38 protein-coding genes are annotated in these 23927 nt (G+C 61.5%); 36 read left to right on the top strand and 2 right to left on the bottom strand.

The genetic code is table 11. The annotated features are described in order from the left end of the window. The first annotated feature begins 297 nt into the window (after positions 1-297). The 30 genes from rpsJ to rplQ all read left to right on the top strand — a co-directional run bounded on the left by rpsJ (position 298) and on the right by rplQ (position 16327). Positions 298-606 carry a 30S ribosomal protein S10 gene (gene rpsJ / locus DDD64_RS01345; protein WP_016443104.1) on the top strand — a complete coding sequence of 103 codons (309 nt, stop codon included), beginning with the start codon at positions 298-300 and terminating at the stop codon, positions 604-606. Between the two features lie 11 nt (positions 607-617). Continuing rightward, the gene (gene rplC, locus DDD64_RS01350) at positions 618-1283 is read left to right on the top strand and encodes a 50S ribosomal protein L3 (protein ID WP_126134689.1); all 666 of its coding nucleotides are present in this window, start codon (positions 618-620) and stop codon (positions 1281-1283) included. A gap of 2 nt (positions 1284-1285) precedes the next feature. Then, a complete protein-coding gene (gene rplD / locus DDD64_RS01355; RefSeq protein WP_126134690.1) occupies positions 1286-1933 on the top strand; it encodes a 50S ribosomal protein L4 in 648 nt (215 codons plus the stop codon). Next, positions 1933-2244, top strand: coding sequence for a 50S ribosomal protein L23 (gene rplW / locus DDD64_RS01360; RefSeq protein ID WP_016443101.1), 312 nt, complete (start codon positions 1933-1935; stop codon positions 2242-2244). Before rplD ends, rplW begins: the two co-directional genes overlap by 1 nt. 33 nt (positions 2245-2277) lie before the next feature. After that, positions 2278-3114 (top strand): 50S ribosomal protein L2, encoded by an 837-nt coding sequence (gene rplB / locus DDD64_RS01365; protein WP_016443100.1) that lies wholly within the window; start codon positions 2278-2280, stop codon positions 3112-3114. Between the two features lie 14 nt (positions 3115-3128). After that, positions 3129-3410: a 30S ribosomal protein S19 gene (rpsS, locus tag DDD64_RS01370; protein WP_026428282.1), complete on the top strand. Its 282-nt coding sequence runs from the start codon at positions 3129-3131 to the stop codon at positions 3408-3410. Between the two features lie 34 nt (positions 3411-3444). Beyond that, the gene (gene rplV / locus DDD64_RS01375) at positions 3445-3825 is read left to right on the top strand and encodes a 50S ribosomal protein L22 (protein WP_016443098.1); all 381 of its coding nucleotides are present in this window, start codon (positions 3445-3447) and stop codon (positions 3823-3825) included. Then, complete coding sequence (gene rpsC, locus DDD64_RS01380) at positions 3825-4658, top strand: 30S ribosomal protein S3 (RefSeq protein WP_016443097.1); 834 nt, start codon at positions 3825-3827, stop codon at positions 4656-4658. The genes rplV and rpsC overlap by 1 nt, the downstream gene beginning before the upstream one ends. 3 nt (positions 4659-4661) lie before the next feature. Beyond that, positions 4662-5078, top strand: coding sequence for a 50S ribosomal protein L16 (gene rplP / locus DDD64_RS01385; protein WP_016443096.1), 417 nt, complete (start codon positions 4662-4664; stop codon positions 5076-5078). Next, positions 5078-5305: a 50S ribosomal protein L29 gene (rpmC, locus tag DDD64_RS01390; RefSeq protein WP_016443095.1), complete on the top strand. Its 228-nt coding sequence runs from the start codon at positions 5078-5080 to the stop codon at positions 5303-5305. Before rplP ends, rpmC begins: the two co-directional genes overlap by 1 nt. An 11-nt stretch (positions 5306-5316) precedes the next feature. Continuing rightward, the gene (rpsQ, locus tag DDD64_RS01395; protein ID WP_126134691.1) at positions 5317-5592 is read left to right on the top strand and encodes a 30S ribosomal protein S17; all 276 of its coding nucleotides are present in this window, start codon (positions 5317-5319) and stop codon (positions 5590-5592) included. 157 nt (positions 5593-5749) lie between these two features. Beyond that, complete coding sequence (gene rplN / locus DDD64_RS01400) at positions 5750-6118, top strand: 50S ribosomal protein L14 (RefSeq protein ID WP_016443093.1); 369 nt, start codon at positions 5750-5752, stop codon at positions 6116-6118. After that, positions 6118-6459: a 50S ribosomal protein L24 gene (rplX, locus tag DDD64_RS01405; RefSeq protein ID WP_016443092.1), complete on the top strand. Its 342-nt coding sequence runs from the start codon at positions 6118-6120 to the stop codon at positions 6457-6459. The genes rplN and rplX overlap by 1 nt, the downstream gene beginning before the upstream one ends. Then, a complete protein-coding gene (gene rplE / locus DDD64_RS01410; RefSeq protein ID WP_016443091.1) occupies positions 6456-7007 on the top strand; it encodes a 50S ribosomal protein L5 in 552 nt (183 codons plus the stop codon). Before rplX ends, rplE begins: the two co-directional genes overlap by 4 nt. A gap of 2 nt (positions 7008-7009) precedes the next feature. Then, on the top strand, positions 7010-7195 hold the full coding sequence (locus DDD64_RS01415) for a type Z 30S ribosomal protein S14 (RefSeq protein WP_016443090.1): 186 nt from the start codon (positions 7010-7012) through the stop codon (positions 7193-7195). Positions 7196-7249: 54 nt separating this feature from the next. After that, positions 7250-7648, top strand: a complete 399-nt coding sequence (gene rpsH / locus DDD64_RS01420; RefSeq protein WP_026428278.1) for a 30S ribosomal protein S8 — start codon at positions 7250-7252, stop codon at positions 7646-7648. Positions 7649-7666: 18 nt separating this feature from the next. Further along, the gene (gene rplF, locus DDD64_RS01425; protein WP_126134692.1) at positions 7667-8203 is read left to right on the top strand and encodes a 50S ribosomal protein L6; all 537 of its coding nucleotides are present in this window, start codon (positions 7667-7669) and stop codon (positions 8201-8203) included. After that, positions 8203-8574 carry a 50S ribosomal protein L18 gene (gene rplR / locus DDD64_RS01430; RefSeq protein WP_016443087.1) on the top strand — a complete coding sequence of 124 codons (372 nt, stop codon included), beginning with the start codon at positions 8203-8205 and terminating at the stop codon, positions 8572-8574. Before rplF ends, rplR begins: the two co-directional genes overlap by 1 nt. Before the next feature lie 23 nt (positions 8575-8597). After that, positions 8598-9302, top strand: a complete 705-nt coding sequence (gene rpsE, locus DDD64_RS01435) for a 30S ribosomal protein S5 (RefSeq protein ID WP_126134693.1) — start codon at positions 8598-8600, stop codon at positions 9300-9302. Continuing rightward, positions 9302-9484 (top strand): 50S ribosomal protein L30, encoded by a 183-nt coding sequence (gene rpmD / locus DDD64_RS01440; protein WP_026428275.1) that lies wholly within the window; start codon positions 9302-9304, stop codon positions 9482-9484. Before rpsE ends, rpmD begins: the two co-directional genes overlap by 1 nt. Continuing rightward, positions 9484-9960 (top strand): 50S ribosomal protein L15, encoded by a 477-nt coding sequence (gene rplO / locus DDD64_RS01445; protein ID WP_126134694.1) that lies wholly within the window; start codon positions 9484-9486, stop codon positions 9958-9960. Before rpmD ends, rplO begins: the two co-directional genes overlap by 1 nt. A gap of 281 nt (positions 9961-10241) precedes the next feature. Further along, positions 10242-11537 carry a preprotein translocase subunit SecY gene (secY, locus tag DDD64_RS01450; RefSeq protein WP_126134695.1) on the top strand — a complete coding sequence of 432 codons (1296 nt, stop codon included), beginning with the start codon at positions 10242-10244 and terminating at the stop codon, positions 11535-11537. Positions 11538-11608: 71 nt separating this feature from the next. Further along, positions 11609-12184 (top strand): adenylate kinase, encoded by a 576-nt coding sequence (locus DDD64_RS01455; RefSeq protein ID WP_126134696.1) that lies wholly within the window; start codon positions 11609-11611, stop codon positions 12182-12184. 8 nt (positions 12185-12192) lie between these two features. Beyond that, positions 12193-13017: a type I methionyl aminopeptidase gene (gene map / locus DDD64_RS01460; protein WP_126134697.1), complete on the top strand. Its 825-nt coding sequence runs from the start codon at positions 12193-12195 to the stop codon at positions 13015-13017. 218 nt (positions 13018-13235) lie between these two features. Beyond that, a complete protein-coding gene (gene infA, locus DDD64_RS01465) occupies positions 13236-13457 on the top strand; it encodes a translation initiation factor IF-1 (RefSeq protein WP_016443080.1) in 222 nt (73 codons plus the stop codon). 19 nt (positions 13458-13476) lie between these two features. Continuing rightward, positions 13477-13593, top strand: a complete 117-nt coding sequence (rpmJ, locus tag DDD64_RS01470) for a 50S ribosomal protein L36 (protein ID WP_016443079.1) — start codon at positions 13477-13479, stop codon at positions 13591-13593. A 127-nt stretch (positions 13594-13720) separates the two neighbouring features. Continuing rightward, positions 13721-14095 (top strand): 30S ribosomal protein S13, encoded by a 375-nt coding sequence (gene rpsM / locus DDD64_RS01475; protein ID WP_026428270.1) that lies wholly within the window; start codon positions 13721-13723, stop codon positions 14093-14095. Between the two features lie 29 nt (positions 14096-14124). Then, on the top strand, positions 14125-14535 hold the full coding sequence (rpsK, locus tag DDD64_RS01480) for a 30S ribosomal protein S11 (RefSeq protein ID WP_016443077.1): 411 nt from the start codon (positions 14125-14127) through the stop codon (positions 14533-14535). A gap of 189 nt (positions 14536-14724) precedes the next feature. Beyond that, a complete protein-coding gene (locus DDD64_RS01485; RefSeq protein WP_016443076.1) occupies positions 14725-15726 on the top strand; it encodes a DNA-directed RNA polymerase subunit alpha in 1002 nt (333 codons plus the stop codon). Positions 15727-15757: 31 nt separating this feature from the next. Next, positions 15758-16327 (top strand): 50S ribosomal protein L17, encoded by a 570-nt coding sequence (rplQ, locus tag DDD64_RS01490; protein WP_126134698.1) that lies wholly within the window; start codon positions 15758-15760, stop codon positions 16325-16327. 116 nt (positions 16328-16443) lie between these two features. On the opposite strand, the gene DDD64_RS01495 is transcribed toward rplQ, so the two are convergent. After that, positions 16444-17376: an ROK family protein gene (locus DDD64_RS01495; RefSeq protein WP_241227330.1), complete on the bottom strand. Its 933-nt coding sequence runs from the start codon at positions 17374-17376 to the stop codon at positions 16444-16446. Here DDD64_RS01495 and truA point away from each other — a divergent pair. The 6 genes from truA to glmM all read left to right on the top strand — a co-directional run bounded on the left by truA (position 17375) and on the right by glmM (position 22864). Further along, positions 17375-18250 carry a tRNA pseudouridine(38-40) synthase TruA gene (truA, locus tag DDD64_RS01500; protein ID WP_126134699.1) on the top strand — a complete coding sequence of 292 codons (876 nt, stop codon included), beginning with the start codon at positions 17375-17377 and terminating at the stop codon, positions 18248-18250. The two genes, DDD64_RS01495 and truA, sit on opposite strands and share 2 nt — an antisense overlap. Positions 18251-18286: 36 nt before the next feature. Further along, entirely contained in the window at positions 18287-18484 is a 198-nt protein-coding gene (locus DDD64_RS01505) for a hypothetical protein (protein WP_126134700.1), read from the top strand. 6 nt (positions 18485-18490) lie between these two features. After that, on the top strand, positions 18491-19777 hold the full coding sequence (locus DDD64_RS01510) for an LssY C-terminal domain-containing protein (protein WP_241227338.1): 1287 nt from the start codon (positions 18491-18493) through the stop codon (positions 19775-19777). 315 nt (positions 19778-20092) lie between these two features. Beyond that, positions 20093-20536, top strand: a complete 444-nt coding sequence (gene rplM / locus DDD64_RS01515) for a 50S ribosomal protein L13 (protein ID WP_087070545.1) — start codon at positions 20093-20095, stop codon at positions 20534-20536. 44 nt (positions 20537-20580) lie between these two features. Continuing rightward, the gene (gene rpsI / locus DDD64_RS01520; protein ID WP_126134702.1) at positions 20581-21069 is read left to right on the top strand and encodes a 30S ribosomal protein S9; all 489 of its coding nucleotides are present in this window, start codon (positions 20581-20583) and stop codon (positions 21067-21069) included. A gap of 448 nt (positions 21070-21517) precedes the next feature. Beyond that, the gene (glmM, locus tag DDD64_RS01525; protein ID WP_126134703.1) at positions 21518-22864 is read left to right on the top strand and encodes a phosphoglucosamine mutase; all 1347 of its coding nucleotides are present in this window, start codon (positions 21518-21520) and stop codon (positions 22862-22864) included. Here the strand turns inward: glmM and coaA are convergent. Beyond that, positions 22859-23890, bottom strand: a complete 1032-nt coding sequence (coaA, locus tag DDD64_RS01530) for a type I pantothenate kinase (RefSeq protein WP_126134704.1) — start codon at positions 23888-23890, stop codon at positions 22859-22861. The two genes, glmM and coaA, sit on opposite strands and share 6 nt — an antisense overlap. Positions 23891-23927 lie beyond the last annotated feature (37 nt).

Raw genomic sequence — 23927 nt, forward strand, 5'->3', positions numbered from 1 at the left:
CGTGAGCTGCGGCCTTTCGGTAAAATTTTTACCCGTGCCGGCTGGCCTTCGGGCTCGCTGGAAATGAGAAACGGCGCACGTTCGCCGTGAAAGTCTTGAAAGTAAGCCGAAGCTTTTGGCATACTTAACAAGTTGCTCGGATTACGAGCGAAGGAACTTAATCGGTTACCCAACGCCGATTATCGTATAAAGGGTTCTCCGTAACCTCACATAGGGCATGGCTACTAGATTTACCTCCGGTACGACACGCCCGAGTGCGGGTACCGGGCACCGAAGCTAAAGAGAGGTAGACGCGCCATGGCGGGACAGAAGATCCGCATTCGGCTGAAGTCATATGACCACGAGGTCATTGATAGCGCGGCCAAGAAGCTCGTCGATGAAGTTGCGCGTACCGGCGCGACCGTGGTGGGACCCGTCCCGCTGCCGACGGAAAAAAACGTTTTTTGCGTTATCCGCTCGCCCCACAAGTACAAGGACTCCCGCGATCACTTTGAGATGCGCACACACAAGCGCCTTATTGACATCGTGGATCCCACCCTGAAGACGATTGACAGCCTGCGCCGTCTCGATCTTCCGGCTGACGTCAACGTGGAAATCAAGCTCTGAGGTAATACGCAATGAACTCCAAGCAAGCTGTTGCCAGCAAGCCCGTGAAGGCTTTGCTGGGCACGAAGCTGGGGATGACCCAGCTCTGGGATGAGGACGGGCGCCTCCTTCCCATTACTGTTGTGCGCGTGGGCACCAATGTGGTGACCCAGGTTCGCACCCCCGAGGTCGACGGCTATTCCGCCGTGCAGCTCGCCTCGGGCGACGAAAAGACGAAGAACGTCACCAAGCCGCTCCAGGGCCACTTCGATAAGGCCGGTGTCACGCCGCGCAAGAAGCTGGCGGAAATCCGCACTCCCGATGCCAGCGAATACACGCTCGGGCAGGAACTGACCGCGGATATCTTCGAAGCGGGTCAGTCCGTTGACGTTATTGGTACCTCCCGCGGTAAGGGCTTCGCCGGTGTTATGAAGCGTCACGGCTTCGCCGGTGTTTCGGCCTCCCACGGTGCGCACCGCAACCACCGCAAGCCCGGTTCCATCGGCGCCTGCGCCACCCCCTCGCGCGTCTTCAAGGGTCTGCGCATGGCTGGTCGCATGGGTCAGGACCGCGTGACGGTGCAGAATCTGTCCATCCACTCCGTTGACCTCGAGAACGGCCTGTTGCTCGTGGTTGGCGCCATCCCCGGTGCAAAGGGTGGCTCGGTTGTGGTCCGCACGTCCGTGAAGGGAGCCTAACAATGGCAGACTTCAAGATTGACGTTCTCGATGAAACCGGCAAGGTGACCTCGCAGGCCACCCTCCCGGCTCAGCTCTTTGATCTCGACTTCAATATGGCGCTGGTGCACCAGGTCGTCAACGCGCAGCAAGCTGCGGCTCGCCTGGGTACCCACGCCACGAAGACCCGCGGTCAGGTGTCCGGCGGCGGTAAGAAGCCGTGGCGCCAGAAGGGGACCGGCCGGGCCCGCCAGGGTTCGATCCGCGCTCCGCAGTGGGTCGGTGGCGGCGTCGTCCACGGCCCGCAGCCGCGTGACTACTCGCAGCGCACCCCCAAGAAGATGATTGCGGCCGCGCTGTTGCAGTCCCTCTCGGACCGGGCTCGCCACGAGCGTATTCACGCCGTGACGGCTTTTGTTGCTGGCGAGACCCCGTCCACCAAGGCTGCGCGTGCGCTCATCGAAAAGATGAACGAAGGGCGCAAGGCGCTCGTTGTGGTCCAGCGTGAAGATGATGCGTCGGTACTCTCCGTGCGCAATCTCCCGCAGATCCACGTCCTCTACGTTGATCAGCTCAATAGCTACGACGTTCTTGCTGCTGACGACGTCATCTTCACGGAAGCCGCGCTCGGCGCGTTCGTGGAGAAGAACACCAAGAAGGATGAGAAGTAATGACTGAGAACGGTAACTTCTGGAATAAGAACCCGCACGATGTCATCCTCGCCCCGGTGATGTCGGAGAAGAGCGCGCTGCTCGAAGAACAGGGTAAGTACACCTTCTTCGTGGATCCGCGTTCGAACAAGACCGAAATCAAGCAGGCCGTCGAAGCGATTTTTGGCGTCAAGGTTGCCTCCGTCAACACGCAGAACCGCCAGGGCAAGACCCGGCGTACGCGCAACGGCATCGGGCGGCGCAAGAATACCAAGCGGGCCATCGTGACCTTGCGCGAGGGCTCCATCGACATCTACGGCGAAATCGTCTAATAGGCGATTCGAGGAACTGAGGAATAAGAACTCATGGGAATTCGTAAGTACAAGCCGACGACCCCGGGTCGTCGCGGTGCGAGCGTTGCCGACTTCGCCGAGATCACTCGTTCGACCCCGGAGAAGTCCCTCGTTCGCCCCCTGAAGAAGACCGGTGGACGCAACAACCAGGGACGCATCACCACCCGCCACAAGGGCGGTGGGCACAAGCGCCAGTACCGTCTCATCGACTTCCGTCGCTGGGATAAGGACGGCGTGCCGGCCAAGGTTGCGCACATCGAATACGATCCGAACCGCACCGCGCGTATCGCGCTGCTCCACTTCGCTGATGGCGAGAAGCGTTATATCGTTGCTCCTCGCGGCGTCAAGCAGGGCGATCTCATCGAAACTGGTCCGAATGCGGATATCAAGCCCGGCAACAACCTGCCGCTGCGCAATATCCCCCTCGGTACCACGGTGCACAATGTGGAACTCAAGCCGCTCGGCGGAGCGAAGATCGCCCGCAGCGCCGGCGCTTCCGTGCAGTTGGTCGCCCGCGAAGGCAAGTACGCGCAGCTGCGTATGCCTTCCGGTGAAATCCGTAACGTGGACGTGCGTTGCCGCGCCACTGTCGGTGAAGTCGGAAATGCCGAGCAGGCGAATATCAACTGGGGCAAGGCCGGCCGTATGCGCTGGAAGGGCGTTCGCCCGACCGTCCGCGGTGTTGTCATGAACCCGGTGGACCACCCGCACGGTGGTGGTGAAGGTAAGACGTCCGGTGGGCGCCATCCCGTTAGCCCGTGGGGCAAGAAGGAAGGCCGTACCCGCCGTCCGAACAAGGCCAGCGACAAGCTCATCGTGCGCCGTCGCAAGACCGGCAAGAAGCGCTGAGGAAGGATTAGCTGATGCCCCGCAGTTTGAAGAAGGGTCCGTTCGTCGACGAGCACCTCTACAAGAAGGTCGACGAGCAGAACGAGAAGAACACCAAGAACGTAATCAAGACCTGGTCGCGTCGGTCGGTTATCACCCCCGATTTCCTGGGTCACACCTTTGCAGTGCACGATGGACGCAAGCATGTGCCGGTATTCATTACCGAATCCATGGTTGGCCACAAGCTCGGGGAGTTCGCCCCGACCCGCACCTTCCGCGGGCACGACAAGGACGACCGAAAGGGCCGCCGGCGCTAAGCCGGGGCCTCGAGCGAGAGAGTAAGGCAGAACTATGGAAGCAAAGGCGCAGGCGCGCTTCGTGCGCGTGTCGCCCATGAAGGCCCGTCGTGTCGTGGACACCATCCGCGGCCGGCGCGCCCTGGACGCTATTGACGTACTGCAGTTCGCACCGTTTGCAGCCGCCACTCCGGTTCGTAAGATCGTGGAGTCGGCTATTGCCAACGCGCGCTACGCCGCCGAGCAGGCGGGGGAGCGCTTCGATGAGTCTGAGCTCTTCATCGGCGAAATTTACGCCGACGAAGGCCCGACGATGAAGCGTATCCAGCCGCGTGCTCAGGGCCGGGCGAACCGCATCAACAAGCGGACGAGTCACATCACCGTTATCGTTACCGACGAGAAGCCCAAGACCAAGAACCAGAGGAGGGCCCGCTAGTGGGACAGAAAGTCAACCCTATTGGGTTCCGTCTCGGCATCACGACCGACCACCGCTCCAAGTGGTTCGCTGATTCCACCAAGAAGGGGCAGCGCTACTCGGACTACGTCCTCGAAGATGTCAAAATCCGTGACATGATCGAAAAGACGCTCGAGCGCGCCGGTATTTCCAGCGTGCATATCGAGCGCCGCGCCGAGCGCGTGGTTGTGGATATCCACACCGCTCGTCCCGGTATCGTCATCGGCCGGCGCGGTGCGGAAGCTGATCGCCTCCGCGCCGACCTCGAGAAGCTGACCGGCAAGGCCGTCCAGCTCAATATTCTCGAAGTGAAGAACCCGGAAGCTGACGCCCAGCTCGTAGCGCAGGGTATCGCGGAACAGCTCGCCTCGCGCGTGTCTTTCCGCCGCGCTATGCGCAAGGGTATCCAGTCCGCCGAGCGCGCCGGTGCCAAGGGCATCCGCGTGCAGTGCTCGGGCCGTCTGGGTGGCGCGGAAATGTCGCGTAGTGAGTTCTACCGTGAAGGGCGCGTGCCGCTGCACACCCTGCGCGCGAATATCAACTACGGTTTCTACGAAGCGCGTACCACCTTCGGCCGCATTGGCGTGAAGGTGTGGATTTACCGCGGTGATCTTACCGACGCTGAGTACTACCGCAGCCTCGCGGAAGCACCGCGCGGTGGGCGCGGAGGCCGTTCGGATCGTCGCGGACGTCGCGGCACCGGTCGCGGTCGCGGTGGCCAGCGTGGGGAAGCCCGCAGCGAACAGGCTCAGAGCCCGGCAGCCGGAGCTGAAGCTCCGGTAGCCGCGCCGGAATCAACCGGAACGGAGGCATAACTCATGCTGATTCCTCGTCGTACTAAATGGCGCAAGCAGCACCGTCCGCACCGTAAGGGTATGGCCAAGGGCGGAACGCAGCTGGCTTTCGGTGAATACGGCATCCAGGCGCTCGAGCCGGCCTACATCACCAACCGTCAAATTGAAGCAGCTCGTATCGCCATGACGCGTCACGTCAAGCGTGGCGGCAAGATCTGGATTAACATCTTCCCGGATCGCCCGCTCACGAAGAAGCCGCTCGGCGTGCGTATGGGTTCGGGTAAGGGCCCGGTGGAAACCTGGGTTGCCAATATCAAGCCCGGTCGTGTCATGTTCGAAATGGCCGGTGTTGACGAGGCTCTCGCCCGTGAGGCCATGAGCCGCGCACAGCACAAGCTGCCCATCAAGACCCGCTTTATCACCCGTGAGGAGGTTGAGTAATGGCTAAGGGACTGACCACCGCGGAACTCGACGCGATGACCGACGCGGAGCTTCTCGAGAAGCTTGCCGAGTCGAAGAAGGAACTGTTCAACCTCCGCTTCTCGGCGGTGACTCACCGCCTGGAGGACAGTGGCCGCCTGCGGGAAGTTCGTCGCGAGATTGCTCGCATTTACACCATTAAGAGCGAGCGGGAGAAGAACATTCGAACCGCTCCGGCCGCTCAGTAAGTGAGGATGAGATGAGCGAGAACGCAACCACTGAAACACGTAATCACCGCAAGACGCTGCGCGGCTACGTGGTCTCCGACAAAATGGACAAGACCGTTGTCGTTGAAGTTGAAGATCGCGTTAAGCACCCGCTATACGGTAAAGTTATTACCCGCACCAAGCGAGTGAAGGCGCACGACGAAAATAACGAGGTTCGCGTAGGCGATTTGGTCTCCATTATGGAAACCCGCCCGCTGTCCGCGACCAAGCACTTCCGGGTCGTTACGATCATCGAGAAGGCGAAGTAGTTAGGGCTTTCCTAGCTTTAGCGAATGTGACCGGCCTGAACGCAGGCGGCCCTCGCATGTGGGCCAAAGGCGTTTGGGCCGGCGCAGTTCGCGCAAACCCATTCGTTCGGCAAGGCTCGAATCCGAGAACCGGCACGACAATAGGAGATAGAAACACATGATCCAGCAGGAGACGCGGCTTAGCGTCGCCGATAACACCGGTGCCAAGGAACTTTTGTGCATCCGGGTGCTCGGCGGCTCCGGCCGGCGCTACGCCGGAATTGGTGACACCATCGTCGCCACCGTCAAGGATGCTATTCCGGGCGGAAACGTAAAGAAGGGCGACGTCGTCAAGGCGGTCGTCGTCCGTGCAGTTAAGGAAACGCGCCGCAAGGACGGGTCCTACATCAAGTTCGACGAAAACGCAGCCGTGCTGTTGAAGAACGACGGCGAACCCCGCGGCACCCGTATCTTCGGGCCCGTCGGGCGTGAGCTTCGCGATGCGAAGTTCATGCGCATCATTTCGCTGGCTCCGGAGGTGATCTAATGGCGAAGATTAAGAAGGATGATCTCGTCCAGGTTATCGCCGGGCGCGATAAGGGGATGCAGGGTCGCGTGCTGTCCGTTGACACCAAGCGTGATCGCGTGATCGTGGAAGGCGTCCAGCGCGTGAAGAAGCACGTGCGCGTGGGGCAGACCTCGCGGGGCGGCACCACCGGCGGTATCGAAACCGTCGAGGCACCCATTCACATTTCGAACGTTGCCCTCGTTCACGATGGCAAGCCGATTCGCGTGGGCTACCGTGAGGTAGAAGTTGAGCGCGATGGCAAGAAGAAGATTGTCCGTGAGCGCATCGGACGCCGCGGCGGGAAGGAAATCGAACTGTGAGCGATACCCCCCGTCTCAAGGTGAAGTACCGGGAACACATCATCCCGGAACTCCAGGAAGAATTTAAGTACGTCAACGTTAACCAGGTTCCCAAGATCGTCAAGGTCGTGGTGAATATGGGCGTGGGTGATGCTGCGCGCGATTCCAAGGTGCTCGACGGCGCCGTCGCTGATATGACGGCGATTACCGGCCAGAAGCCGATGATCACCAAGGCCAAGAAGTCCATCGCGCAGTTTAAGCTGCGTGAGGGCCAGGCCATCGGGTGCTTCGTGACCATCCGCGGCGACCGCATGTGGGAGTTCCTTGACCGGCTGATTTCCACCGCGCTGCCGCGTATCCGCGACTTCCGCGGCCTTTCGCCCAAGCAGTTTGACGGCAACGGGAACTACACCTTCGGTTTGACCGAACAGACCGTGTTCCACGAGATCGACCAGGACAAGATTGATCGCGTGCGCGGTATGGACATCACCGTGGTGACCTCTGCCGGGAGCGACGACGAAGGGCGCGCTCTTCTCAAGCATCTCGGATTCCCCTTCAAGGAGGCCTAAATATGGCAAAGACCGCTCTGAAGCAAAAGGCCGCCGGTAAGCAGAAGTTCGCCGTTCGTGCGTACACCCGTTGCAACCGGTGCGGCCGTCCGCATTCCGTTTACCGCAAGTTCGGCCTGTGCCGTATTTGCCTGCGTGAGTTGGCCCTGCGCGGCGAACTCCCCGGTGTTAAGAAGTCCAGCTGGTAAAGACTACGTCGCAGGTCCATCGGAAACCGCGACGAGGAAGGGCCACAGCCCAAAATGACAATGACTGACCCAATCGCAGACATGCTGACGCGTCTGCGTAACGCCAATTCGGCGTTCCATGAGTCGGTGTCTATGCCGTACTCCAAGATTAAGTCCCATATCGCGGACATCTTGAAGCGCGAAGGCTACATCGACTCCTACGAGGTGGAGAGCGCCCAGGTGGGCAAGACCCTCACCCTCACGTTGAAGTACGGATCTAACCGTGAACGCGCCCTCGCTGGCGTCCGGCGCATCTCGAAGCCGGGCCTGCGCGTTTACGCGAAGTCCACCAACCTGCCGCGCGTTCTCGACGGCCTGGGTGTGGCTATTTTGTCCACCTCCTCCGGCCTTATGACGGACCGTGAGGCCAAGGATAAGGGCGTTGGCGGGGAAGTCCTCGCTTACGTCTGGTAATGGGAAGTAGGTGCAATAATGTCTCGAATTGGTAGGCTTCCCATCGCTATCCCCAGCGGCGTCGATGTGTCGGTTTCCGGCCAGAACGTCACTGTCAAGGGCCCCAAGGGTCAGCTCGAGCTCTCGGTAGCCGAGCCGATCGCGGTCAATGTTGATGACAATACGGTTCTGGTGACCCGGCCGAATGACGAGCGCGAATCGCGTTCGCTGCACGGCCTGACCCGCACCCTCGTTGCGAATATGGTCGAGGGCGTCACCAACGGGTACAGCAAGGCGATGGAAATCGTCGGAACCGGGTACCGCGTGGTCGCCAAGGGCTCTGACCTCGAATTCTCGCTGGGCTACTCCCACACGATTCTTTTCGAAGCTCCGGAAGGTATCACCTTCACCGTAGCCACCCCGACCAAGTTCACGGTCTCGGGTATCGATAAGCAGCTCGTGGGCGAAACCGCCGCGAAGATTCGCAAGCTTCGTAAGCCCGAACCCTACAAGGGCAAGGGCGTCAAGTACGCTGACGAAGTTATTCGTCGCAAGGCTGGAAAGGCTGGTAAGTGATGGCTGTTACCATCAAGGGCAAGGGCAAGTACATCGCTCGTGCGCGCCGCCACTTCCGGTTGCGCAAGCGTATTTCCGGTACCGCCGCGCGGCCGCGTCTCGTGGTCTCGCGTTCCAACCGCCACATTTACGCCCAGGTTATCGACGACGTCGTGGGTCGCACTCTCGCGGCCGCCTCGTCCTACGAAGCTGACCTGCGCGAAGCGGAGGGTACCAAGACAGAAATCGCGCGGAAGGTCGGCGAACGTGTCGGTCAGCGCGCCAAGGACGCTGGGATCAGCGCCGTGGTCTTCGACCGCGGTGGCAACCAGTACCACGGTCGCGTTGCAGCTGTCGCCGAAGGTGCGCGCGAAGCTGGACTCGATTTCTAACGGCTGAGGAAAGGCAGAGGAAAATGGCTGCAGAGCAGCAGGATCCGGCCCAGAACGGCCGGGAAAATCGCAACGAAGGTCGTCGCGGACGCCGCGATAACCGTCGTGATAACCGCCGTGACAACCGTCGCGGTGAAGAAAAGAACGCTTATATCGAGCGCGTGGTGACCATTAACCGCGTTGCGAAGACGGTCAAGGGTGGCCGCCGGATGTCCTTCACCGCTCTCGTGGTGGTGGGCGACGGCAATGGCCTCGTGGGTGTCGGCTATGGCAAGGCCCGCGAAGTTCCCGCCGCTATCGCTAAGGGTACCGAGGAAGCGAAGAAGAACTTCTTCCGCATCCCGCGTATCGCGCGGACTATCCCGCACGTGGTGCAGGGCGAAGACGCCGCCGGCGTCGTGCTGCTGCGCCCGGCCGCTCCCGGTACCGGCGTAATTGCCGGCGGCCCGGTGCGTGCCCTCATGGAGTGCGCGGGTATTCACGATGTGCTCTCCAAGTCGCTCGGTTCCTCGAACGCGATCAATATCGTGCACGCCACCGTGGCTGCCCTCAAGCAGCTCGAGCAGCCCGAAGCGGTTGCTGCCCGGCGTGGGCTCCCCATCGAGCGTGTTGTCCCCGAAGCTATGCTGCGGGCGCGCGCCGAAGCGGAAGCCAAGGAACGCGAGATCGAAGAGGCCGAAGCCGCCAAGGCGGAAAATGAGGCCGCGGCCGCGGGAGTTGGTGCGTAATGGCAAATCTTAAGATCACCCAGGTCAAGGGTGTTGTTGGTGCGATCCAGCGCCAGAAGGACACCCTGCGCACGCTCGGGCTGCGTAAGATCGGGCAGTCCGTTGTGCGCGAGGATACCCCCGAGGTGAAGGGCATGGTTCGCGCCGTGGCTCACCTCGTTACCGTGGAGGAGGTTGACTAATGGCGGAAACGGAAAAGGATTCCATCATTAAGCTGCACGACCTGCGTCCGGCTCCGGGTTCGAACAAGGCGAAGATTCGCGTTGGTCGCGGTGAAGGATCCAAGGGTAAGACGTCCGGCCGCGGTACCAAGGGTACCCGGGCGCGTAATACCGTGCGTCCCGGTTTCGAAGGTGGCCAGATGCCGCTGCATATGCGCCTTCCGAAGCTGCGTGGTTTCAAGAACCCGTTCCGGGTTGAATACCAGGTCGTTAACGTTTCGGCGCTCGGCGAGCTCTTCCCGGAAGGTGGGAAGGTAACCTCTGCGGATCTCGTGGCCAAGGGTGCGGTTCGCAAGAACTCCCCGGTCAAGGTTCTCGGAACCGGTGAGATTTCCGTCAAGCTCGACGTCGAAGTGGAAGCGTGGTCGAACTCGGCTAAGGAAAAGATCGAGGCTGCCGGGGGTTCTATCTCCGCGCCGCAGGTCGAATCCAAGTAATACGCGCTGGCCGCACGGCCACCGTTTGACTGAGCACTCACCCACACTCTGTGGATGAACAGTGCGAAATTTGCTCGTCCCCGCTATTATGGCGGGGGCGAGCTTTTTTCTGGGCGCAGGCAGCGTTGCTGAAAGATTGCTTTCAGTGGCGAATACGCAGCGTTGCCAGTGCGCCGTCGTGCGTACTTTCCCCGAAAATACGCTTGTCCCCATTTCCGTCACCCGACGGTTCTCGACGATAACGGACTGCCCCGCGCGATCCGTCACCATCAGGAGGAATCTTGATTAAGGCTTTCGCAGCTGCTTTCCGCACCCCGGATCTGCGCCGCAAGCTGCTTTTCACCATGATGATTATGGTGATTTACCGCTTGGGTAGCTTCATCCCGGCTCCGTTCGTGAGCCTGAGCAATATTCGGGAGTGCACCACGCAGCAATCGGGCGCGCAGGATCTCATCGATATGCTCAACCTGTTCTCAGGCGGCGCGATGATGCAGCTTTCCGTTTTCGCCCTGGGAATTATGCCCTATATTACGGCCTCGATTATTGTGCAGCTGCTGCGTGTGGTCATTCCGCGTTTCCAGGAACTGCATAAGCAAGGCCAATCGGGTACCGCGAAGCTGACGGAATACACCCGCTACCTCACCATCGGGCTGGGCCTGCTCCAGTCCTCGGTCGTGGTAGCAACCGCGAACTTCACCCTGTTCGCCGGCTGTAAAGAACCGGTGATTCCGAACGCCACCTGGTGGACCTACACCATGACCATCCTCGCCATGACGGCCGGCACCGGCCTCATCATGTGGATGGCGGAACTCATCACCGAACGCGGGGTGGGCAACGGCATGTCCATCCTCATCTTCACCGGTATTTGCGCCGGTTTCCCCTCGATGATGGGTCAGATCTACGCCGGGCACGGGGTGGGCACCCTTCTCATCGTCATTGCGGTCTTCGCTCTCATCACCCTGGTTGTTACCTTCGTGGAGCAGTCCCAGCGCCGCATCCCTGTGCAGTACGTCAAGCGCGTTATTGGCCGGCGCACCTACGGCGGGTCCACCACGTACCTGCCTATCAAGATCAATATGGCGAACGTTATCCCGGTGATCTTCGCGTCCTCAATCCTCATGCTCCCCACGATGATCTCCACGTTCGGAAATCAGAATTCTTCCTGGGTGGTCTGGATTCAGCGCAATTTCCAGCACAACGGCTGGGCCTACATCCTCACCTACGCGCTTCTCACTTTCGCCTTCACCTTCTTCTACACCTCGATCGCTTTCGACACGGACGAAGTCGCGGACAATATGAAGAAGTACGGTGGCTTCATTCCGAATGTGCGCGCGGGTAAGCCCACTGCGGATTATCTCCACTTCGTCTCTAATCGCCTCACGTGGGTGGGCGCCACCTACCTCACCATCGTGGCCCTCATCCCGCTGCTGCTCTTCAGCGCGCTCGGTATTGTGCAGTCCGGTTTCGGCGGCACCTCCATCATGATTCTGGTGGGTGTGGGCCTCCAGACCGTCAAGGACATCAACGCCCAGCTCCAGCAGCGCCATTACGAAGGCTTCCTCGGCGGTATCCGCTAACGCGGCCTCGCCCCCTCTTTCCGGCGGGGCGCAGGCGCGCTCCGCACCGATAACACAGAAAGGTGCCACTCATGTCAGTACGTTTGATTTTGGTTGGCCCCCCGGGCGCGGGCAAAGGCACCCAGGCGGCCGGTATTGCGGAGCGTTACGGTATCCCGGCTATTTCCACCGGTGATCTTTTCCGCGCGCATGCCAAGGCTCAGGATGAACTGGGGCGCCTGGCCGCCTCCTACTCGGAAAAGGGCGAGCTGGTTCCCGATTCTGTTACGAACCAGATGGTGGAGGAGCGCCTAGGTGAAGCCGATGCGGCTGCCGGTTTCCTCCTGGATGGCTATCCGCGCAATCTCGATCAGGTGAGCGCCCTCGACGCCATGCTCGGTGAGAAGAACGTGGACGCCGTGGTGGAACTGCAGGCCGACGACGACGTGGTGGTCCAGCGCCTGCTCGGGCGCGCCCAGGAACAGGGCCGGGCTGATGATACGGAAGAGGTTATCCGCCACCGCATCGAGGTCTATCACGCCACCACCAAGCCGATTATCGATGCCTACGCCAGCCGCGGGCTCGTGGTGTCCGTCAACGGCCTGGGCACCGTGGAGGAAGTTGCTGCCGCTATTGATAGCGCGCTGAGCGATTTCTTGGGCCGGTAGGCGCAGCAATGATTAATCTTCGTTCCGAGGCGGATATTCTGGGCATGCGCCAGGCAGCTCTGGTGGTGCGCGCGATTCACGATGACCTGCGGGCCCACGTGGCAGCCGGGATGTCGACGGCGCAGCTCGACCAACGCGCCAAAGCGGTCTTGGAGGCACACGGAGCCGTCTCGAATTTCTACGGGTATTACGATTACCCGGCCCAGACCTGCATCTCGGTGAATAACACCGTGGTGCACGGTATTCCCAGCGAAGAAGAAATCCTGGAGCCGGGGGACCTGGTCTCCTTTGACTGCGGGGCTCTTCTCAACGGCTGGAATGGCGACTCCTGCTTTTCCATAGTCCTCCCGGGTGGGGATGAGAAGCAGATGGCTGCCCGCCAGCGACTCTCCGACATCACGGAAGAGTCCATGTGGGTGGGTATTGCGGCGATGGCGACCGGGAAATTTGTATCTGATATCGGGGCGGCCATTGATGATTTTGTGGTGAGCCAGGATCCCGAACCGGGTATTGTTGAGGAATTCACCGGGCACGGGATTGGGCGCGCCATGCACGAAGATCCCACGGTCTTCAATTACCGCACCCGCGGGCGCGGGCCCCGCCTCAAGGCTGGCATGGTGCTGTGTATCGAGCCGATTCTTACCGCCGGCTCCCAGGAGAACATCACTCTGGCCGATGGTTGGACGGTGAAAACCGCCGACGGCCAGGATGCCTGCCATTGGGAAAGCCAAATCGCGAAGCACGCCGGTGGTATTTGGGTGCTCAACGAACCCGATGGGGGAGCGGCCCGCCTCGCGAAGTACGGAGTGGTTCCGGTTCCTCTCGGGGACTAGGCTGCGCCGTCGTACCGCTTCGCAGCTGGCACGCGATTCCGGTGTTGCGGCCGCGCCTCGCATACACGTGATCCATAACATCGAAGCCGCCCCTTACGTAGGGGCGGCTTCGTGCAGTAGTATTGAACGTCGGTGCCGTGTGCCTGTATGGCGCACGCCTGCGCACCGATTTTGATGCCCCGCACAATCCGGTGCGGGCAACACTGTTAGCGAGGAACATGGCGAAGAAAGACGGCGTCATCGAAGTTGAAGGTAGCGTGATTGAAGCGCTGCCCAACGCGATGTTCAAGGTCGAGCTGGAAAACGGGCACGAAGTTCTGGCCCATATTTCCGGCAAAATGCGTCAGCACTACATTCGTATCCTGCCCGAGGATCGGGTGGTTGTAGAGCTCACGCCCTATGACCTGAACCGCGGGCGGATTGTCTACCGCTACAAGTGATCAACAAGGAAAGTTATTCATGAAGGTCAAGCCGAGCGTTAAGCGCATTTGCGATAACTGCAAGGTCATTCGGCGCCACGGTCGCGTCATGGTGATCTGCAGCTCGAATCCGCGCCATAAGCAGCGTCAGGGCTAAATGCCCCGTTGCACAAGCACTGTTAGCCGCAAGGCAACCCCCGGTCCGGAGGCCGGGGCTCACGGAATAGAGACCCGTGGGAACAGCAGTGCCCGACACCTCCGGCATAACTAAGGGAGCTAAGAAATTGGCACGTCTCTCCGGCGTTGATCTCCCCCGCGAAAAGCGGATTGAGATCGCGCTTACTTACATTTTTGGCATTGGACGCACCCGCGCCCACGAGACCCTCGCCGCTACCGGGGTGAACCCGGATACCCGCGTGCGCGATCTCACTGAAGACGATCTGGTGAAACTCAAGAACCATATCGACGAGAACTACAAGGTTGAAGGCGACCTGCGCCGCGAAGTCCAGGCTGATATTCGCCGCAAGATCGAAATCGGTTCGTACCAGGGCCTGCGTCACCGTCGCGGCCTGCCCGTGCACGGGCAGCGCACCAAGACCAACGCGCGCACCCGCAAGGGCCCCAAGCGCACCGTGGCCGGTAAGAAGAAGGCCAAGTAGGCTTCGTCGTAGTTCAGGAGAAATAGATTATGGCTCGTCAGACTCGTTCTGCTAACGCCGGTGCGCGCCGTCCGCGTCGCAATCAGCGTCGTAATGTCACCGTGGGTCAGGCCCACATTAAGTCCACCTTCAATAACACCATCGTGTCCATCACCGATCCCACCGGTGCGGTTATTGCTTCCGCTTCCTCCGGGATGGTTGGCTTCAAGGGCTCGCGTAAGTCGACTCCCTACGCCGCGCAGCTCGCTGCGGAAAATGCCGCGCGTCAGGCCATGGAACAGGGCATGAAGAAGGTTGACGTATTCGTCAAGGGTCCGGGTTCCGGGCGCGAAACTGCGATCCGTTCCCTGACCGCCTCCGGGCTGGAAGTCACCTCCATTTCCGATGTGACTCCGCAGGCCTTCAACGGGTGCCGCCCGCCCAAGCGCCGTCGCGTCTAGTTGCGGCGCGGTGCGTTGCGGCGTCGCCTTTGTAGGTACGACGCCGGCGCAGAGGCCACGGCCTCTGCGGCACCCCTCCCAGGGCGCGAGCTTTGACAGGAAAAGCCGTGCCCGCACCTCGCGGACAGACAGAGTTTCGCGAGGGTACGCAAACCTCATATAGCGGTTGTTTGCGGAAAGGAAAGAATCGTGCTCATTGCACAACGTCCCGTTCTGAGTGAAGAGAAGATCTCCGAATTCCGCTCCCGGTTCGTCCTCGAGCCGCTCGAGCCCGGATTTGGGTACACGCTGGGTAATTCCCTGCGCCGTACCCTGCTGTCCTCCATCCCCGGTGCTGCGGTCACGTCGATCCGCATCGATGGGGTGCTCCATGAGTTCTCCACCATCCCCGGTGTGAAGGAAGATGTTGCGGAAATCATCCTCAACCTCAAGGAACTTGTTGTCTCCTCGGATAACGACGAACCGGTCCTCATGTACCTGCGGAAGACCGGCCCGGGCGAAGTGACCGCCGCGGATATCACCCCGCCGGCGGGCGTGGAAATCCTCAACCAGGATCTCCATATCGCCACCCTCAATGACAAGGGCAAGCTCGAAATCGACCTCACGGTTGAACGCGGGCGCGGGTATGTTTCCGCGGCTCTCAACAAGGGCGATAACGATGAGATCGGCCGCATTCCGATTGACTCGATCTACTCGCCGGTGCTCAAGGTTTCCTACAAGGTGGAAGCCACCCGTGTGGAACAGCGCACCGACTTTGATCGCCTCGTGGTTGATGTGGAAACCAAGGAATCGACGACGCCGCGGGACGCTCTCGCCTCTGCCGGCAAGACCCTCGTGGAGCTCTTCGGCCTGGCCGTGGATCTCAATGACGAAGCCGAAGGCATCGAAATTGGTCCGGCTCCGGTCACCGAGCAGCGCTCCTCGGATCTGCAGCGTCCGATCACCATCCTCAACCTGCCGGCACGTTCCCAGAACTGCCTGCAGCGCGAAGGTATCCATACCATTGGGGAACTGGTGCAGCGCTCGGAAGCCGATCTGCTCGATATTCGCAACTTCGGGGCGAAGTCCATCGATGATGTCAAGGATGAACTGGCGAAGATGGACCTGAGCCTCAAGGATTCCGGATCGAGTTTCCTCGGTGGCGGATTCGATGACTACGGGATGCAGTTCAGCGACGATTCTCAGGCCTGAGCAGCCACATAATTTACTAGGAGAGTAGACAATGCCTAAGCCCACCAAGGGTCCGCGCCTCGGCGGCAGCCCCGCCCACCAGCGCAAGATTCTTGCCAATCTGTGCAAGGAACTTATTCATCACACGTCGATTAAGACCACTGAAGCGAAGGCTCGCGCGGTGCGTCCTCATATCGAAAAGCTCATCACGAAGGCGAAGAAGGGTGATACCCACAATCGCCGCCTGGCCCTCAAGGTGCTCGGCGATCGTGAAACCGCCTACATCCTCTTCGAGGAACTCGCCCCGCTGTTCGCGGAACGCGAGGGCGGCTACACCCGCATCACCAAGGTGGGCAACCGCCGCGGTGATAACACCCCGATGGCCGTTATTTCGCTGGTGACCGAGAAGGTCTCCCCGAAGCAGGCGGTTGTCAAGGAAGCGGAAAAGGCCGCTGAGCGTGCCGCTGCCGCGGAAGAGGCCGAAGCTGCAGAATCTGCTGAGTCGGCCGAATCTGCTGAAAGTGCGGAGTCCGCTGAATCTGCCGAAAGCGCAGAGTCGGCCGAGTCGGCCGCCAGCGCGGATGAGGCTGCGGAAGCCGAGAAGGCTGAAGAAGCCAAGTAAAAGCCTGCGGTAGGTCCGGCTGCTTGACTGGCCGGGTCGTCCGGGAAGCTTGAGAAAAGGGCTTCGGAAACATGAGTTTCCGGAGCCCTTTTCTGTACGCTTGAGAAGAAGCGCGCTTATCCCTCCGCCCGGGCACGTTCGGAGGCCGCCACTAAATCCCAGGCCCGCACCCCGCCGCTCATCCCGGCCGCATTGGGAATAAATACCACGGAGCCGCTCAGGCGTTCGCGTACCGTATCGGTTATGCGTGCCGCGTTGCCGCCCCCGAGGTAGAGGGTGTCCCAGCGGATTACCGGGTAGAGCGATTCGATAGCGCGCGCCACCTGCCGGCTCCACGCAGCGTCGCCCAGGCGGATACGTTCGATTTCACCGATCACGTCATCGTAGGTGAGTCCCCACCGCAACGGCGCGTGGGAAAACTCCAGGTGGGGGGCCAGCACCCCGTTATCGACGATTGCATTGCCCAAACCGGTCCCGAAGGTCAGCACCACTTCCAGACCGTGACCGGTCACGGTCGCGGCGGCGGCCACTTCGGCGTCGTTGAGAACCAGAGTGGGGCGCGAAAAGCGCGCGGCGAGGGCGGTACGAATATCCAGGCCGTTCCAGACTGCCTCCATATCCGGGTCGAGGCGGGTATGCGGGCCGGCGCGGCGAATGTAATGCGGGGTATACACCACAACGCCGTGGCGTAACATTCCGGGCATGCCCACCGTGAGTCGCTCGAAATCAGCGCCCTCGGCACGCAGCGCGGCGGCATCCGTGGCAATGATATTTTCGAGATCCGCGGGTGAGAAGGGGTAGCGGACCGGGGTACGGCGAGCGGGTCCGATCTGGGTGCCGGCCGCGTCCAATAGCGCTGTTTTGATGCCGCCCCCGCCGCAGTCCACCGCGAAGGTGCGCGGGCCGGAGGCAGCGGCTGCCGGGGTGGTAGTGGCGGCATCCTCCGGGCTGGGCGCGCTTGCGTACAGCGGCGCGGTGCCGCGGGGGAGGGCCGGCTCCTCGTTCTCCGGTATGCGGGCGAAGGGCTCGGCGTGGGAAACTGGATCCATGAGTGACACGCTAGCGCAAAACCTTCGGCTTCGGCTTGATCTTTCCTACGACGGTACCGAATTTCACGGTTGGGCGGCGCAGCCCGACCTGCGTACCGTGGAAGGCACTCTCACGGAGGCGCTCAGCACGGTCCTGCGCGTACCGGTCACGCTCACGGTGGCCGGCCGGACCGACGCGGGGGTGCATGCCCGCGGGCAGGTCGCCCATATGGATGTGCCGCGGGAGGTGCTCGCCGCGGTGCAGGGGCGCTCCGCGGAGGCGCCTACCCGGGTGCTGGTGCGCCGGGTACAGGGTATGCTGGCTCGCGGTGCGAGCGGTCCACGGGGGAGTGCCGATATTGTGCTGCATAGCGCCCGTGAGGTTCCTCCTGATTTTGACGCGCGTTTTTCGGCGGTTTCGCGCGAATACACGTACCGTATTGCGGTGGGTCACTTCGATCCTTTACGACGACGCGACGTCCTCTGGCTGGCCGGTCCGCTAGATCTCACTGCGATGCGGGAGGCCGCGGCCTCCCTTCTGGGCGAACACGATTTCCTCTCCTACTGCAAACCTCGCGCGGGAGCGACGACGATTCGGGAGCTCCTGGCGCTGGACGTTGCCGAGGAAGGCGAGTTGGTGACCATCCACGCCGTCGCGGACGCGTTTTGCCATTCCATGGTGCGCACCCTCGTCGGCTCGCTGCTCCGGGTGGGTGAGGGACAGCGCGACGCCGCCTGGCCGGCCCGCCGCCTACGCGAAGCGAGTCGGGATGGGGAAGTAGTGGTAGCTCCGCCCCATCCGCTCACCCTGGAACGCGTGAATTACCCCGAGCCCGGTGAATGGGCCGTGCGCGCGGAGGCTTCGCGGGCCATCCGGACGCTGCTGGAGGACTAACCGAGAGTGTCGTAGGCCCCGGGTAAAATCGATAACGTGACTCAGGAACAAAGCCAAGCTGCGCAATCTACGCCGGTACGCTCGGTGCGGCACAGCGCTGACCAGCGCTGGCCGGTTCCCTCGCGCCCGCCCGCCTATGCACGCCTGCCCCGGCAGCGGCTGCGGCGGGGCTTTCCTCTGTATGCCGTATTGGCAGGGCTCTTCGTCGTCGTCGCTCTTATCTATAGTTTCTAGTTGGCCGTGCTCCTTTTGTTGCGCGGGTTGCCCGGGCAGCCGTTGTGGTGGCTGCACCTGTTGGTGTTTTGGGCGCTCGCGGCGTATTTCGCTTTCCCGCGGCTGCATCAGCTGTTTTCGCTCATGTACGTGCCGGATTATTTCTTCGGGCGCACCAAAACTGCTGATGGTATTCTCGGGGACCCGGTCAATATTGGCTGGGAGGGGAGCGAGGTGGATATTCACGCGGCTATGCGGGCCGCGGGCTGGATCGAAGCCGAACCCATTACTTTCCGCACGTCCTGGCGTATTATCGTGGCCGCGGTGCTGCGTCGCTCCTATCCTTCCGCGCCGGTCTCTGATCTGTATTTATTCTCCCGAAAGCAAGAATTCGCCTACCAGCAGGAAGTGGACGGAAATGCGGCCCAGCGCCACCACGTGCGTTTCTGGCGCTGCCCGCCGGATTGGACACTCCCGGGCGGGGAACGGATCACCTGGCTCGCGGCCGGAACTTTTGATCGCAGCGTGGGCCTGTCTATTTTCACCGGGCAATTCACCCATAAAATTGACCCGAATATCGATGCCGAACGGGACTTCATTATCAATACGGTGCGCTACGCGGATCCCGAAAGCCACGTGAGCGTTATCGAGCAGTATTTCAACGCCTATAGTTCGCGCAACGGCGGCGGTGATGAGATTCAAACCGATGGCGATCTGCCCATCCTCGATGTCACCGGGGCGGCCGCGCGGCTGGAGGAACGCCAGCCGGATGCGCAGGGAACGTGCGGCCAAGGCGGTGCCGGCGCGGGAAGGGCTGCGCTTCCGGGCCACCGGCGAACGGGCGATCAGCGTTTGGGGCCGCGGCGCGGTGGCTCCGCGGGCAAAGCGGGGTGGCGTAACTCAAGTGTCATGGCAGAAAAAGCCACTGAGCTGGCACGTAATGCTGCTGAACATCGTGTGCCGCCCGGGGCCTTGCTCTTCTCCGCCGTGGCGATCACGGTGCTGCTCGGCACCGCGCTGGTCACCGATATGATGCCCGCCTCCGCGGTGGACGTGGTGCTCTACCTGGTCATGCTGCTGCTTTTGCTCGGGGTAGCAAACCATTCCCGGGTGGCCTGGGTGTTTTTCCTCGCCTGTGAGGCAGGTATCGCGCTGCTCTATCTCCTGCTGGCAACCACGGGGGCAACCGCGGCCATGTACCCGGCGGGGATTTCGGTGCTGGTGGTCTTGGCTATTACCGCGCCGCATGTCCGCTTGTGGGTGACGGAAGGCCGGGCCGAACCCGTGGTGGACCTGCCCACTCCTATTTTGTAGCGCATTTTGTAGCGCACTCGCGGCCGGGGCAGCGCGGCGGAAAGCGACGTGCGCACGAAGGTGAGGCGGCGGGCCCGTGCGGCGTCGTCGTACTTCCACGCGCAAGCGCCGGTGGAGTACCTCACAGCGCTGGTAAAGCTTTGACCGGTATAGGTGCTACGGGTATGATAGAGCGTTGTTGTCCATACCATCGGCGCGATGCTTATTCCCACTCGTCGCGCGCTGTGAAGGGCACATCTAACTTTTGACCGTTACGGTTTCGCCCGCCACCACGGCGGATGTTCGGAACCAATATCAGAAACGAAGGCTACGCACGTGCGCACGTACACTCCTAAGCCCGGCGACATTGAGAAGAAGTGGTACATCATTGACGCCACCGATGTTGTCCTCGGGCGCTTGGCAGCTCAGGTTGCCGCCCTGCTCCGTGGGAAGCACAAACCGAATTTTGCTCCTCACATGGATACCGGCGATTTCGTTATTATCACGAATGCGAGCAAGGTGACCCTCACGGGAAGCAAGGCAACGCAGAAGATGGCTTACCGGCATTCCGGTTACCCGGGGGGCCTCAAGGCTACCTCGTACGCCGAACTCCTTGCCTCGAATCCCGAGCAGGCCGTTATTAAGGCGGTGCGCGGCATGCTTCCGCACACGTCTCTCGGACGCCAGCAGCTGAAGAAGCTGAAGGTTTTCGCCGGCGCTGAGCATCCGCACGGAGCTCAGAAGCCCGAACCTTACGAGCTGAAGAAGATCGCCCAATAAGCGAGTCGCGTTCGGCCGCTTTTTTCGGAACAGGATTTACATCAATGTCAGAAACTCATGTTGACACCCAGGTGGAGGAGGAGTTCAGCGGCTCCTACACCACGGAGACCGAAACCGCTAAGGTTGGTCAGGGTGTATCCGCCGCTGTCCCGGGTCAGGCACTCGGCCGCCGCAAGGAAGCCGTTGCCCGCGTCCGGCTCGTCCCCGGCTCGGGGGAATGGAAGGTAAACGGTCGCGACCTGGCCGATTACTTCCCCAATAAGCTCCATCAGCAGCTCGTGAAGTCCCCCTTCACCCTGCTCGATCTCGAAGGCCGTTTCGACGTCATCGCCCGTATCAACGGCGGCGGCACGTCCGGCCAGGCCGGTGCGCTGCGTCTTGGCATCGCCCGCGCCCTCAATGAAATTGACCGCGAAGCGAATCGCCCGGCCCTCAAGAAGGCCGGCTACCTCACCCGCGATGCTCGCGCGGTGGAACGCAAGAAGGCCGGCCTGAAGAAGGCCCGCAAGGCTTCGCAGTTCTCCAAGCGTTAAGCTGTGGCGCTATGCCCCTAGCTGGGCGCCGCGCTCACGTCTTACAAGGGAGGTCCCGATCCGGGGCCTCCCTTGTTGCATGTGGCGTGGATGCTTATGCTCCCTACTGGCGTGGGGGCTCTAGCGATTCTCCCAGACTCATAATGCAACTCTAGCTACATAATTAATTGGATTACATGTCGTGGGGTTGCATTGTGTGGTGGGTGTTGTCGTGGGGTTACATCCTGTGCTCGGCTGCATTCAACCGTCCACTCCGCGTTCCTTTTTCCGCCAGCCGGCCGCGCGCGTTACAGTAGAACACAGCGCACCCGCGGTGCCAGCAGCAGCCGGCAGTAACTATCGGCTCCACGCCGGGCTGTCCATAGCGGCCGCCGCCGCGGGCGAGGTCAGAATACGAGGGAAGAACAACACGGCGCGGCCTGGCCGCGCCCCGGCGAAAGGCTGAGCAATGCCACGACTTTTTGGAACAGACGGCGTTCGCGGACTCGCAAACCGCGCTCTCACGGCGGATCTCGCGGTGAAATTGGGTGAAGCCGCAGCTCGGGTTCTCACCCGCGAATTCGATGGGGAAGGCCGGCCGCGTGCGGTTATTGGCCAGGATTCTCGTGTCTCGGGCGGGATGCTCTCGCAGGCCGTCGCTGCCGGGCTAGCTGGGGCCGGGGTGGATGTGGAACATGTGGATGTTATCCCCACCCCCGGTATCGCTTTCCTCACCGCGGAAGGTGGCTATGACCTGGGCGTGATGATCTCCGCGTCCCACAACCCCATGCAGGACAACGGCATTAAATTCTTCGCCAAGGGCGGCTTCAAACTCGAGGACAGCCTCGAGGACGAAATCGAAGAACTCCTCGGCACGGATTGGGGCCGCCCCACCGGCGCCGGTATTGGCCGCATTAGCGATACCGCAGAATTTGGGGATCGGCTCTACTTGGACCACCTGACCACCGCGATCACCACCCGCTTGGATGGCCTGACCATCGTCACCGATTGCGCGAACGGCGCGACTTCTGCCATCGCTCCCGAGGCACTGCGCCGCGCCGGAGCCAAGGTTATTGTTATTAATGCGGATCCCTCCGGCTACAACATCAACGACGGTTGCGGCTCCACGCACCCGGAGGCTCTTCAGCGCGCGGTCGTGGATAACGGCGCTGATTTCGGGGTGGCTTTCGACGGCGACGCAGACCGCTGCCTCGCGGTCGATCACGAAGGCGAGCTCGTGGACGGCGATCAAATCATGGCTATCCTCGCTCTCGCCCTTAAAGAGGCCGGCAAACTCGCAAAGGACACCCTCGTTGTCACGGTCATGTCCAATCTGGGCCTGCTGCTCGCGATGAAGGAGCACGGCGTGCGCACGGTCCAAACCGGGGTGGGGGACCGCTACGTCCTTGAAGAGATGCGCCGCGGGGGCTACAGCCTGGGCGGCGAACAATCCGGTCACGTTATTTCCCTCGCCAAGGCCACCACCGGCGACGGCTCGCTCACCAGCTTGCTGCTGGCCCAGCAGGTCGCGGCATCCGGGCGCAGCCTGCGCGAACTCGCCAGCGTTGTCACCCGCCTCCCGCAAATTCTCGTGAATGTGCCCAATGTTGATAAAGCCGCGGCTTCGACGAATGAGCAGGTTCAGCGCGCGGTGCGCGAGGCGGAGGAACGCCTGGGGGAGACCGGCCGGGTGCTGCTGCGCCCCTCGGGCACCGAACCGCTGGTGCGCGTTATGGTCGAAGCTGTCACCCAGGAGGAGGCGGACGCCGTGGCCCACGAACTCGCGGATGTGGTGGCCACGAACCTCGCGCTATAACTTACGCAAGTGAATGCGCTGCACCCGGTGGTCGGCACCCTTGCAGAGCATGATATCGGCGCGCTCACGGGTGGGCTGGATATTTTCCAACAGATTGGGAAGGTTGATGGCATTCCAGATCTCGAGGGAACGGGCCCGCAATTCTTCGTCCGGCATATGGGCGAATTGGTGGAAATAGGCGCCGGGCAGGTTAAAGGCGACGTCGCGCAATTTGAAAATACGCGAGAGATACCAGGTTTCTAGATCCTCGGGGGAGGCATCTACGTAAATCGAGACGTCGAAGAAATCGGAGACCGCGGTGAGGTTCCCGGTGTAGAAAGCAGGATCCGTGGGGGTGAGGCGCGCCGGAGAACCGGCTGGAGAACCGGCCGGGCAGCCGGATAGTTTTCCGGCCCCGGTGCGCCCACCTGCGGCAAGCAGCGGCGGCTGGAGCACATTAAGCCCTTCCAGGATGAGAATATCCGGGTGGGCCACCACCTGGTGCTGGCCGGGCACAATATCGTAAATCACGTGATCGTAGCGGGGAACTTCCACGCGCTCCTCCCCGGATTTGACCCGCCGCAGAAAATCGAGAAGGGCGGCGTGATCATAGGATTCCGGGAAGCCTTTGCGGTCCATGAGGCCACGTTCGGCCAGCACCGCATTGGGGTAGAGGAAGCCGTCGGTTGTCACCAGGTCCACGCGGGGAGTGTAGGGCCAGCGGCGCAGGAGCTCTTGGAGTAGACGCGCCGTCGTCGATTTCCCTACCGCAACCGACCCGGCAATTCCGATCACAAAAGGCGTGCGCTGTTCCCGCAAGCCCAAAAAATCGGAAGTTTTGCGGTGGAGATCGCCGATTTCCTGGGCGTACATTTGCAGCAGCGCGGACAGCGGGCGGTAAATAGCGTCCGCTTCGGCTAGGTCAATCGGGTCGCCAAGAGCTTTGAGGTGGCGCACATCGGTGTGCGTGAGGGGGAGGGGCGCGTTTTTAGCGAGGGCGCTCCATTCGTCGTGCGTGAACGTGACGAGGTGACGGTTGGACTCCATGGGGCCAGCCTACTAGTTGGGCGCGCGGTTGCGCGGC

It is taken from the genome of Actinotignum sanguinis (genome assembly GCF_003957255.1).
Taxonomy (GTDB): Bacteria; Actinomycetota; Actinomycetes; order Actinomycetales; family Actinomycetaceae; genus Actinotignum; species Actinotignum sanguinis.